Raw genomic sequence first — 10,543 nt, 5'->3', positions numbered from 1 at the left:
GCCCTGGGGCCTCCCGTGGCGCAGAAATCCATGATGACACCGTTCGGACGTTCCGGCCCGCTCGTTCCCCGCTAACCCCCCCCAGCCGGGGCGGGCGGGCCGCACTACATCTTCTTCTCTCCTCGCCCTGCACATCCGTCCGACATGGACCGGATGTAGCGTCACAGACGTGCGTCGAGTCCTCTTCTCACCTTCGTGGCTGCTGCGACACGCACTCGCCCTGTTCATGATTGCCCTTTTTGCCCGACTCGGATGGTGGCAGTGGGAGAAGGGGCAGTCCAGCCGCGGCACTCTGCAGAACCTCTTCTATGGTGTGGAGTGGCCGGTCTTCGCCGGGGCGGTGGTCTTCGGGTGGTGGCAGATGCTCCGTGAGGAGCTGCATCCGAGCCCGGCGAAAGAAGCCGTGCCGCGAGACACACCCCCGGAGATCAGACCGTTCGACGCTGTCGAGCGATCCGACGGGGAGAGGCCCGGCCGGCTTCAACTCGCCGGCAGCGATGCGAGTACCGGCAGCGATGCGAGTACCGGCAGCGATCCGAGCGATGACCACCTGACGGACAAGGAGGACGAGGAGGAGTTGGCCTCGTACAACCGCTATCTAGCCTCGCTCCACGAACGCGACGCACGCTCCAGGCCCGGTGCCCGGTGAGCGCGCCAGCCGAAGGAGACACCTCACCGTCCGTCCGTGGGCCGATCAGGAAGCCGACAGCGGCCAGGGCAGAGAATGCCGGGTCGGGCCGAAGCAGCGAACGGGCGATTCGTGGCGCGTTGCTGCGGTTCCAGGTGGTCGCCTACGTGGTCGGCGTCGGTCTGATCACACTGGTACTGGTCGGGGTGCCGCTGAAGTACCTCGCGGACATCCCGGTGGTCGCCGAAACCGTCGGCCCGTTGCATGGGTTCCTGTTCATGGTCTACATCGCCCTGACGTTCGACCTGGCGTCACGTTGCCGGTTCAGCCCGATTCGTACGGTTCTGGTGATGCTGGCCGGCACGATCCCGTTCCTGTCGTTCGTCGCGGAACGGAAGGTGACCCGTCAGGTGCGCGGGCCGGAGGGGATCGCCCGGGGGGACTGACCGACCGGGCCGACCGGGCCGACTCTACGATCACGTATCTCGGGACACTGGCCGCGAGCCCGCCGTCGATCCCCATGATCGTGCTGTCCGGAGGTCTCTGGGCCGACGCAACGGCCGTGAGGCGCCCGGGCCGGGCTGGAAACCCGGCGTCCGGGAAGCCGGTTGGCTGTGCCCCGATGTCTGTTGTCATCGAACGGCCACGTTCTCGGTGTCGTTCTCGTGACTGTGTCCCATGAATCCAGGGATGTTCATCACAAATCGTTGTTTCGGGTGAGATCGAGCTTGATTGCCGAACCACCTTCGTCCCCGGATATGTGGAGCACCGTTACTTTACGATCACCAGGTGCGCGCATAATCTCTCTTCTTTATGGCACGCGACCGACTTGGCGAACGCTGGCGGATCATGCCGATGCGCGGCACCCAAAGCAGGATGACCGTCCGATGGGAGTTTACGAAAGATCATGGAAACATCAACCGTTGTTGATCCATTGAGAATTTCGGTGATCGGAACCGGCTATCTCGGGGCAACACACGCGGTGTGCATGGCCGAGCTGGGTTTCGAAGTCATCGGTGTCGATGTCGATGTCGACAAGATCGAACGTCTTGGCGCCGGAGAGGTGCCCTTCTTCGAACCGGGCCTGGAGGAGCTTCTCCGCAAGAACCTGGAGTCGGGCCGGCTGTCATTCACAACGTCACTCGCCGACGCCGCCGGCATGGCGGATGTGCACTTCGTCTGCGTCGGAACACCCCAGCATCCCGACTCGAACGCGGCGGACATGCGGTACGTCGACGCCGCGATCAGCGGACTGATCGCCGGCGGACTCCGCCCGGACTCTCTCGTCGTGGGAAAGTCCACGGTTCCCACCGGGACCGCCGCGCGCCTCGCCGACCGGCTGGCCGCCGACGCGCCCGGAGTCGAACTGGCGTGGAACCCGGAGTTCCTGCGGGAAGGCTTCGCTGTCGACGACACCCTGCGTCCCGACCGGCTCGTGTTCGGAGTCGGCGCCGACAGCACGGCCGAAGCGACCCTGCGCCGTGTCTACGCGTCCGTGATCGACGCCGGAACTCCCGTCGTCGTTGTCGACTACCCGACCGCCGAGCTGGTCAAGGTCGCCGCTAACTCCTTCCTCGCCACCAAGATTTCCTTCATCAACGCCATGGCCGAAGTCTGCGAGGCCACCGGCGCCGATGTCACCCACCTGGCCAAGGCCATCTCCTACGACGCCCGTATCGGAGGCCGCTTCCTAAACGCTGGCCTCGGCTTCGGCGGCGGCTGCCTACCCAAAGACATCCGTGCCTTCCAGGCACGCGCGACCGAACTCGGCGTCGGCAAGGCCCTGGCCTTCCTGGCCGAGGTGGACGCCATCAACATCCGTCGGCGCACCCACACCGTCGCACTCACCACCAGGCTCCTGGGGGGTACCACCGCCGGTAGGAAGGTCGCGATACTGGGCGGGGCCTTCAAACCCAACTCCGACGACATCAGGGACTCCCCGGCTCTCGCCGTGGCTGACGCGCTTCACCGGGCCGGCGCTGCCGTCGCCGTCTACGACCCGGCCGCCATCCCCAACGCCCGGCGTCTCTACCCCCATCTCACCTACGCCGACAACGCCGTCGATGCCGCAAGCGGCGCGCACATCGTCCTGCACCTCACCGAATGGACGGAGTTTCGCGAACTCGACCCGGCCGCACTCAACCAGGTCGTCTCGACCCGCATCATCGTCGATGGCCGCAACACACTCAACCCCGCCCGGTGGCGTACCGCCGGGTGGTCCTACCACGCACTCGGTCGGCCATAGACAGCGTCCGTTGCCGGCCGGCGACATCGCAGGGGTTCACCACACCACGATAACGATCTTATTTCAGTGGCGCTGACCGGCGTGCCATACCTGAATCGGTATGGTGCTCCGGGCCGGCGTCGTGCCGGGTAGGCAGACCGCAAGACACTCACCCGAACCGAGACGGCGTATCCGGGCCAGCCGCAGCGTAGGACGAAGATGACCCGTTGTCATCGGCGCGCCAGCGGCAAGCAACTGTGCCGGTTCCGTACCGAACGCAAAGATCCGCCCGTCGGACCAGGTCAGCAGCTCCTCCGCTTCGTCGCCGGTACGCGCACACACAAGCCGCTGACGCTCCGGTTCCCAGACCAGCGCGATCCAGGCCCCGCCCATTGGGCCAAGGCAACGTTCCTGGTCCCTGCGGTAGGCGGCGGCGAGCAGGCAGGCATCCGTGGACCCGGCGCCGGCAAGAGCCGCAGGCGAACCAGCCGGCTCGCCTGCCCGCGACACCAATACCGGTCCAGGCCGCCGAAGACGTCCGCCGAGCACGACGACAAGCCCTCCGGCATCCACCGCTATCGGCGGGATCGGGTCGTGTGATCTCATGGCTCCCGTCATCACCCCGAAGGGCCCGTCGAGATGCACGCCCCGAGCGGCCGGCAGGCCCACCGAGGACGACGCGAGCATCGCAGTCAGGGTCGAACGCCGCGCCGCGCCGCCGTCCAGGCGCACCAATCCGCAGACCGTCATGTGCTCTCCCCCTGTGATCGGCAAATCCCGGACGTCCAGCCGCCCCGACGCACGATCTCCCGGCCCACGGCCGTCCCCGGGCGGACCAGTGCCGGCAGGACTCCCCGCGTGCCGCACCGAATGGCATCCAGGCCGCAAAATAGCAGCATGCTGCGCGCGCGTCGCCCCTGTTCACCCCGGGCGGCGGTATGGCGGCGACGCATCCGGCGACAGCCGAAACCAACCGGCAATTACCGATCGGAGTGCGGACAGGTTTCGCGAACGATCCCGTCGGAACAACGCGAGTGCGACGCGCTGGCACGGCACACCGAAAAACCGTGCGATTCGGCTGCGTGACGAACCCGGCTGCCGGCCCGCGATCCTACCGCGCACCAGATGAAACCGCGTACCGGTCGAACACACCACGCACCGAACAACTAAATCCAGCGATGGACGCGATAGAAACTCCTTCAGCTGCACGTGAGGATTCCAGGATCCAGGAGGTGTCGTGTTCCCGGCCAGCCTGTCGCGCATCACAACGACCCGAAACAAGAAGCTCCGCGACAAAACAATCCGAGTCGCCGTTTTCGGAACGGACATCGTCCGGAGCATGGCCCTGAAATTCGGTCTGATGGTCGCATTTTCTGCGGTGGTGTCATCGGCGGTGGTGTGGTCGAGTTCGCCCGTCCTCGCCCAGACACCGCCCGCAACGCCGGTCGCGACGCCGGTCGCCGAGGCGCACTGGTACGTCGTGCCCACGCCGGCGAACGGCTGCCAGCTGAACCTGCGGTCCGGCCCGTCGACCGGGTATTCGATCATTGGTCACCTGAACAACTGCACGACTGGCACATGGTGCTGGTACCAGGTGTCCAGCTGTGGCCGGACAACTGTCGATGAGGTGATCGGCGGGCGCTACACCTGCTTCGAGGGACACCAGCGGGCCGCCTCGTCGAATCGCTGGACGGTGGTGGCGCTGACCAGCACGAAGTGGGCCTATGTGGCATCGCGCTGCGGGTGGGCCCTCCACCTGTGACGGCCTCCGGCGGCACGGGCAGTGCATATAACGAACACGTCCGTTCACTATATGTGAACATATTGCCACAACGATGACTACTTTAAGCTTATTGTAAGCTACCGCAAGTGATATAACGGACAGCGACAATGGCGTCACATCCGAGGAACCCGATGACCACTACCATCCACGCGCTCGGCAGCAGCAACGCGGAGAACCTTTCGGTCGTCCACCAGCATTTCCAGGCCTCCTACAGCCTGGGATTTGTCGGATTATCCTATTTACTCGCTGGTTTCGGTTCATTCGCGGCACTGACGAGCGCGACACACATCCGCTCATCAAAGGGTGGCAGGCGGCTGTGCTGGGTGACAGTCACCGCGGTAGCACTCGGCGGCGGAGCGATCTGGTCGATGCACTTCGTCGGTATGCTCGCTTACCACATCGAACCGGATATCACCTTCGCCCTGCCCGAGACACTCCTCTCCCTGGGTATCTCCGTCGTGGGCACCGGTATCGGGCTTGGTCTCGTCGGACGCAATCCTTTCGACAGGACCCGACTGGTCGCCGCCGGGACGTTCACCGGTTGCACGATCACGGCTATGCACTACACGGGGATGGCCGCAATGCGTACCGCCGGTACGATCAGCTATCGGATGCCGGTAGTCATGCTGTCCGTCCTCGTTGCCGTGGTCGCGGCGACCACGGCGTTCTGGATCTCCTTCAATGTGAACGGTCTTCGGCGCCTTCCGAACGCATCCGGGATGATGGCACTGGCCGTGTGCGGGATGCACTACACCGCTATGACGGCAACTCAGGTCACACCCGAACCGGCGCTGGGCCCGGCGCCGGGCGTCGATCCCTTCTCGCTCGGCATTCTGACTGCCTTCACGTCATTCATTATGTTAATTTTCATCGTCTTCGCCGCTCTCGGTGGAGTGGCCGACCCGGAGTTCACCATCCGGAGGATCGCTCCGAAACCCGGGCAGCACCGGTCCGGCGCCTCCGCCGACAGCCCGACCGACGTTTTCGGCCAGATTATATCCATAAACCGCCCATTCAAGGATAAACAGCCGCAAAACCTGGCCGACCAGATCGTCTTTGGGGGTGTTCCCAGGCAAAGGACGCTCCCGAGCGAACCCGCGGAGGCCGACAAGCCGCTGTCAGGCCGACCAGGCCGATCAGGCCGACCAGCGATCTGACGATCAGCGCTTCAGCGCCCGACCGGACCAACCGGACCAACCGGACTGCCCTGGCTGGCAGACCGCCAGATGGGTGTCGAAGCCATTCACGTCCGGCCAGGTGTCATGACAGATCCGGCAGTGCGTGGTTTCCGGCTCGTTCCACCGGGCATTGCATCCACCGCACGACGCGGTCGTGGGTACCTCACGCCCCCTGGCCGGCTGGCCGGCGTTGCGGATCGGCAACGGCAGCATCGGCTGGGTACGCCGGGAGGTGCGGCTGGTCGGGGTTTGGCGTCGGGTCGGCACCCGGTCATCCTGTCGCAGAAGGTGACAACCGTCGCGCAACCATTTCCTACGGGCGCGGCAACGAGACTCAACACGTCCCGCCCATGACGTCCTCAAACGGAGGATTACATACAGCGACCATGCGGCCTCCGCAAGCCTGCCGCTGGTGGTTGCGGCTGGTAGTTGCGGCTGGGACCCGCTTCGGTTCCGGTGGTATGGGTGACCGCCCCCCTCCCCGCACGGAGCAGCCGATGACCCACCAGCCCGACGATGGACGTCCTGGGCGATGCCAACCCAAGGCGGGACCCGTGCCCCTACACCAACTTCATCCGGACGTTGCCGGCGCGACAGCCCACCCGCTATTGCTCTGCTGGTACTCTGACTTTCGGTTGCGGTTGCGTTCCTACGCCTGCTCCGGGCGTCGGGCCTCGTCAGTAGATCCTCCGGCAGCACCGGCGGGGGGGTGCTAGCGGCCCGGCACACGCGCTAGCGGGTGTTGACTTGCATGGTGATGGGAATATCAGAATGACTCAGGGCACTGTGAAGTGGTTCAACGCGGAGAAGGGCTTTGGATTCATCAGCCCGGACGGCGGCAGCCCGGACGTGTTCGTCCACTTCTCCGCAATCGCGACGAGCGGCTACAAGTCTCTGGAAGAGAACCAGCGGGTCGAGTTCGACACGACCCAGGGTCAGAAGGGCCCGCAGGCGGAGAACGTCCGCCCGCTCTGACCATCAGTAGCCATACCGGTCGGTGCCGTCGCCTCCGTCGTGACAGACGGGGCGCCGGGATCCGACCGGTATGGTGCTATTCTCACTTGATGGTTACAGAAAGTAACAGTACGAGCCCCGCCGCCGACCAGGGTGCGGGGCTCGTACTGCTTTCCTGAGGCACCTCAGGAAGATCTGCGGCTGTGATCGCGGCCAATGGCTCAACGCGGCAGTGCCTGCGGCGTCCCTACCCCACCAGCTTCACGCTGCAGAAGGATGTCGCCGCACACGCCAGGCGACCGTCAGAGGTCACGAGGGTGAGGTCACGTGCCTCCGCGAGTGCGACATAGGCGGCGTCGTAGGCGCTGATTCCCGCCCTGAGCTGCCACATTCTCGGTAGCAGTACATCGACGGGGACATGATCCACCCCAAGGTGCGGAAGACGTTCGACGGCGCGGCGCGCCTGTTCTTCGCTGATCTTCTTCCCGAGAGTGAGTCCCCGCATCACGGAGAACACCTCCACCTGCCAGTGTTCGGGCGCCGCCCACTCGGTGTCCCGCCCCAGCACCGCTCGCGCCCGGCGCCCCCGGGCGTCGGCATAGATGAGCATGTTCGCCAGGACGGAGGCGTCAACAACGATCACGCCACACCGTCGGCCCCCGCTGAAGGATGCGAGCCTACGTCGCCTCGTCCGGCCCGAGCCGACTCCAGTACCTCTGCCGCATCGGGGGCATCCGTACCGGCCCCGCCCTCATCCATCAGCTCGCGGTCGATCGTAACCAGGATCTGCTGGTTACGGCCGAACTGCGCCTGACGGGTGAGTACACCCAGGAGGAATGCCTGGAGAGACTGACCGCGCTGCCGGGCGTACTGACTCAGCTCGTCCCGTACATCCTTAGGCACGTCCCGAATTGTCAAGGTCACGGTCATGACTACAATATGTAGTCACTATGAAGTCTCCGTCAAGTCACAACGCCATGGGCGATCCTGCGAGGATTCGAGGCCACCCTCGTATTGTTGATCATATTGCTTGGGCTGTATGCTCGGATATATGAAGACGATGATCGATCTAGACGACGCAGCGCTGGAGTTGGCCGCCAAGGAGCTGGGTACCACGACGAAGAAGGACACTGTCAACGCTGCGCTCGAGTTCGTGGCCAGCCGCCGCCGCCGTATCGAACAGCTGCTCGATGACCCGTACGCCCTCGGCGTCGGTCCGGACATCACCGATCCGGAGATCATGCAACGGGCCCGTCGGTGACCGTCCCGGTCGGTCCCGGTCAGCTCTACCTGATCGACACGTCTGCGCATGCACGGATCGGCCACCCCGCGGTCCGCAACGTCATCGCCGGGCTCATCGCCGACCGGGCCGCGGCTACCTGCGTGACTGTCGACCTGGAGGCTGGCTACTCCGGCCGTGATCTCACCGACGTCCGCACGATCGCCGAGCGTCGCAGAAGTCTCTATGTGACGTTGCCGATCAGCGAGGTCATTGCCGACCGAGCGCGCGATGTCCAGATCCGCATGGCCGTCCGAGGCCACCACCGCGCCGCTGGAGTGATCGACCTGCTTACCGCCGCAGTGGCCGAGCACCACGGCGCGGTAGTCCTGCATTACGACGCCGACTTCGAACACATCGCAGCCACGACCGGGCAGGCGCACGCGTGGATCGCTCCACGTAGCACCATCACCTGACCCTCTCGCGGTGGCTGACGGACCTGTCAGATCCTGTCAGGACCTGACAGGACCTGTCGAGTGCGGAAGAGCCGTACTGCACGGGGCCCGCCGGTTGACAGGTGGCGATGATGACGCCGGTGCCGGTCATCGTGGTGCCGGTGAGTCATAGCATCCGGATACTCCTTGCCCCGAGGTTCTGCGGGGCGGCGCGTCTCAGCCGGCCGCCGGCTCGAGGACAGCCGTGACGACGCTTGGCTCGGGCTGCGGCAGGCGCCTGGCGCGACGGCTGGGCAGGGCGAGGGCGCCGACGGCGCCGAGCCAGCACACACCGGCGGCGACCAGGCAGGCGACGTGCAGGCCGCTCATGAATGACGCGTTGACGTCGGTGACGAGCTGGTGGCGCAGCGACGGTACGGCGTGGGTGGCTGCCGCGATCGCCGCGCCGACGGAGTCGCGGGCGGCGCTGGCAACATCGTGCGGCAGCGCATCGACGCTCGTACCGGCGAGGTGGTGGACGTAGATCGAGGTGAAGACGCTACCGATGACGGCGACACCGAGCGTGCCGCCGGCCTCCCGGGTGGCGTCGTTGACGGCGGAGCCGACACCGGCCTTCGCCGCCGGCAGCACGCTGAGGATCGACTCGGTGGCCGGAGCGGTGGTCAGGCCGAGACCGAGGCCCATGACGACCATCTGCCCAGCGATCTCCAGGTAGGGCTCGTAGGTCGTGGACACGGCGATCCAGGCGAACGCCGCACCGAACAGCAGCAACCCGGCGACGACGATGACGCGGGTGCCGAGTCGACCGACCAGTTGCGCGCCGAGAACCGACCCGACCGCGATGGTCAACGCCACCGGCAGGATCCGCACGCCGGTCGAGACGGTGCCGTAGCCGCGGATGAACTGGAAGTACTGGGTGATCAGGAAGATGAACCCGAAGAGTGCGAAGAACGCGACGGTCACCGCGCCGCTGGCAGCCGAGAAGGCCGGCGTACGGAACAGGCTGACGTCGAGCATCGGGTTGGGCTGGCGCCGCTCGATCGTGACGAACGCGGCGGCGATGATCGCGGTGGCGGCGAATCCGGCGATCGTCCACGGCGACGTCCAGCCGCGGCCTGGCGCTTCGATGATCGTGTAGACGAGCAGCCCGATGCCGGCTGACGAGGTGACCAGTCCGGGCAGGTCGAGCCGGGCCGCGCCCGGGTCCCGGGACTCGGGCACGAGCACGAAGGCGAGGGCGGCCGCGACCAGCGCGACCGGGACGAGCGCGAGGAACACACCGCCCCACCAGACGTGGGCAAGGATCAGTCCGCCGGTGACCGGACCAACAGCGACCCCGAGGCCGGTGACCGCGCCCCAGACGCCGATCGCCTTGGCGCGCTCGGCGCGGTCGGTGTAGGCGTTAGTGATGATCGACAGTGTCGTCGGGTAGATGAGCGCGGCGAACGCGCCCATGACGAAGCGCACCACGACCAGTCCGCCTGCCCCGGTGCACAGCGCACCGATCCCGCTGGCGACCGCGAAGCCCGTGAGCCCGCCGAGCAGCACCGGGCGGCGGCCGAACCGGTCACCGATCGACCCGGCGGTGAGCACCAGCGCGGCGAAGGCCAGGTTGTATCCGTCGACGATCCACTGGAGGTCACGGATGGTCGCGCCGAGCTGGCGGGCCAGGTCGGGCAGGGCGACGTTGACGATCGTGGTGTCGAGGTTGATCGCAAACACGGCGAGGCAGACGGTCGCGAGGACCGCGAGCCGGCGGCGGGAGCTCATAGGAGGCATCGGGCCACGTCTCCTGAAGTTGACAGCGACAACATTGACAATGTTGACACGGGAAGTGGACACTGTCAACATGTTGGCCGCTACGTCCTCGCGTCCTTACCACCACGGCCGGCTACGGGAGGCGCTTATCGACGCCGGTGTCGCGTTGGCCCGGGCCGGAGGCCCCGAAGCAGTGGTGCTGCGGGCGGCGACCCGCGCCGCAGGCGTCTCGAACAACGCGGCATACCGGCATTTCGCCGACCGGGACGAGTTGCTGCGCACCGTCTGCGAACAGTGCATGAGCCGGCTAGCGCTGATCATGGAGGAGCGGATCGCCGCCCTAC

Annotated in this window: 14 protein-coding genes; 9 read left to right on the top strand and 5 right to left on the bottom strand. The window is 66.0% G+C overall.

Annotated elements, in window-relative coordinates:
- The first annotated feature begins 169 nt into the window (after positions 1-169).
- The 3 genes from NBW77_RS20785 to NBW77_RS20775 all read left to right on the top strand — a co-directional run bounded on the left by NBW77_RS20785 (position 170) and on the right by NBW77_RS20775 (position 2,873).
- A complete protein-coding gene (locus NBW77_RS20785; protein ID WP_131745108.1) occupies positions 170-649 on the top strand; it encodes a hypothetical protein in 480 nt (159 codons plus the stop codon).
- Positions 646-1,074 (top strand): DUF3817 domain-containing protein, encoded by a 429-nt coding sequence (locus NBW77_RS20780; protein WP_502799507.1) that lies wholly within the window; start codon positions 646-648, stop codon positions 1,072-1,074. The genes NBW77_RS20785 and NBW77_RS20780 overlap by 4 nt, the downstream gene beginning before the upstream one ends.
- Positions 1,075-1,535: 461 nt before the next feature.
- Positions 1,536-2,873 carry a UDP-glucose dehydrogenase family protein gene (locus NBW77_RS20775; RefSeq protein ID WP_131745106.1) on the top strand — a complete coding sequence of 446 codons (1,338 nt, stop codon included), beginning with the start codon at positions 1,536-1,538 and terminating at the stop codon, positions 2,871-2,873.
- 63 nt (positions 2,874-2,936) lie between these two features.
- Here the strand turns inward: NBW77_RS20775 and NBW77_RS20770 are convergent, their stop codons facing one another.
- Positions 2,937-3,602 carry a class II glutamine amidotransferase domain-containing protein gene (locus tag NBW77_RS20770; protein WP_131745104.1) on the bottom strand — a complete coding sequence of 222 codons (666 nt, stop codon included), beginning with the start codon at positions 3,600-3,602 and terminating at the stop codon, positions 2,937-2,939.
- A 487-nt stretch (positions 3,603-4,089) separates the two neighbouring features.
- Between NBW77_RS20770 and NBW77_RS20765 the strand changes: the two genes are divergently transcribed.
- Both NBW77_RS20765 and NBW77_RS20760 read left to right on the top strand, forming a co-directional pair.
- Positions 4,090-4,614 carry an SH3 domain-containing protein gene (locus tag NBW77_RS20765; protein ID WP_131745102.1) on the top strand — a complete coding sequence of 175 codons (525 nt, stop codon included), beginning with the start codon at positions 4,090-4,092 and terminating at the stop codon, positions 4,612-4,614.
- Positions 4,615-4,766: 152 nt separating this feature from the next.
- Entirely contained in the window at positions 4,767-5,792 is a 1,026-nt protein-coding gene (locus NBW77_RS20760; RefSeq protein WP_250280189.1) for an MHYT domain-containing protein, read from the top strand.
- Between the two features lie 3 nt (positions 5,793-5,795).
- Here NBW77_RS20760 and NBW77_RS20755 read toward each other — a convergent pair whose 3' ends face one another.
- Positions 5,796-6,080, bottom strand: coding sequence for an FDXHR family putative zinc-binding protein (locus NBW77_RS20755; RefSeq protein WP_131745100.1), 285 nt, complete (start codon positions 6,078-6,080; stop codon positions 5,796-5,798).
- Positions 6,081-6,584: 504 nt separating this feature from the next.
- Between NBW77_RS20755 and NBW77_RS20750 the strand changes: the two genes are divergently transcribed.
- Positions 6,585-6,788 carry a cold-shock protein gene (locus NBW77_RS20750; RefSeq protein WP_131745098.1) on the top strand — a complete coding sequence of 68 codons (204 nt, stop codon included), beginning with the start codon at positions 6,585-6,587 and terminating at the stop codon, positions 6,786-6,788.
- Between the two features lie 226 nt (positions 6,789-7,014).
- Here the strand turns inward: NBW77_RS20750 and NBW77_RS20745 are convergent, their stop codons facing one another.
- Both NBW77_RS20745 and NBW77_RS20740 read right to left on the bottom strand, forming a co-directional pair.
- Entirely contained in the window at positions 7,015-7,410 is a 396-nt protein-coding gene (locus tag NBW77_RS20745; RefSeq protein ID WP_165485800.1) for a type II toxin-antitoxin system VapC family toxin, read from the bottom strand.
- Positions 7,407-7,697, bottom strand: coding sequence for a FitA-like ribbon-helix-helix domain-containing protein (locus NBW77_RS20740; protein ID WP_131745096.1), 291 nt, complete (start codon positions 7,695-7,697; stop codon positions 7,407-7,409). The genes NBW77_RS20745 and NBW77_RS20740 overlap by 4 nt, the downstream gene beginning before the upstream one ends.
- 130 nt (positions 7,698-7,827) lie before the next feature.
- On the opposite strand from NBW77_RS20740, the gene NBW77_RS20735 reads away from it, so the two are divergent.
- Entirely contained in the window at positions 7,828-8,028 is a 201-nt protein-coding gene (locus tag NBW77_RS20735; RefSeq protein WP_207386809.1) for a type II toxin-antitoxin system VapB family antitoxin, read from the top strand.
- Positions 8,025-8,462: a PIN domain-containing protein gene (locus tag NBW77_RS20730; protein WP_207386799.1), complete on the top strand. Its 438-nt coding sequence runs from the start codon at positions 8,025-8,027 to the stop codon at positions 8,460-8,462. Before NBW77_RS20735 ends, NBW77_RS20730 begins: the two co-directional genes overlap by 4 nt.
- Before the next feature lie 195 nt (positions 8,463-8,657).
- Here the strand turns inward: NBW77_RS20730 and NBW77_RS20725 are convergent, their stop codons facing one another.
- The gene (locus NBW77_RS20725) at positions 8,658-10,220 is read right to left on the bottom strand and encodes an MFS transporter (RefSeq protein WP_250280187.1); all 1,563 of its coding nucleotides are present in this window, start codon (positions 10,218-10,220) and stop codon (positions 8,658-8,660) included.
- 55 nt (positions 10,221-10,275) lie between these two features.
- On the opposite strand from NBW77_RS20725, the gene NBW77_RS20720 reads away from it, so the two are divergent.
- Positions 10,276-10,543 (top strand): TetR/AcrR family transcriptional regulator (locus tag NBW77_RS20720; protein WP_250280186.1); only part of this gene is annotated, 268 nt, incomplete at its 3' end.

The organism is Frankia sp. Cppng1_Ct_nod (assembly GCF_920656135.1).
GTDB classification, from domain to species: Bacteria; Actinomycetota; Actinomycetes; order Frankiales; family Frankiaceae; genus Protofrankia; species Protofrankia meridionalis.
This window is presented reverse-complemented; position numbering and strand designations above follow the sequence as displayed.

Coding starts and splice junctions, on each gene's coding strand:
- NBW77_RS20735 (WP_207386809.1), top strand. CDS start 7,828: ATGATCGATCTAGACGACGCAGCGCTGGAGTTGGCCGCCAAGGAGCTG.
- NBW77_RS20750 (WP_131745098.1), top strand. CDS start 6,585: ATGACTCAGGGCACTGTGAAGTGGTTCAACGCGGAGAAGGGCTTTGGA.
- NBW77_RS20775 (WP_131745106.1), top strand. CDS start 1,536: ATGGAAACATCAACCGTTGTTGATCCATTGAGAATTTCGGTGATCGGA.
- NBW77_RS20760 (WP_250280189.1), top strand. CDS start 4,767: ATGACCACTACCATCCACGCGCTCGGCAGCAGCAACGCGGAGAACCTT.
- NBW77_RS20725 (WP_250280187.1), bottom strand. CDS start 10,220: ATGCCTCCTATGAGCTCCCGCCGCCGGCTCGCGGTCCTCGCGACCGTC.
- NBW77_RS20770 (WP_131745104.1), bottom strand. CDS start 3,602: ATGACGGTCTGCGGATTGGTGCGCCTGGACGGCGGCGCGGCGCGGCGT.
- NBW77_RS20740 (WP_131745096.1), bottom strand. CDS start 7,697: ATGACCGTGACCTTGACAATTCGGGACGTGCCTAAGGATGTACGGGAC.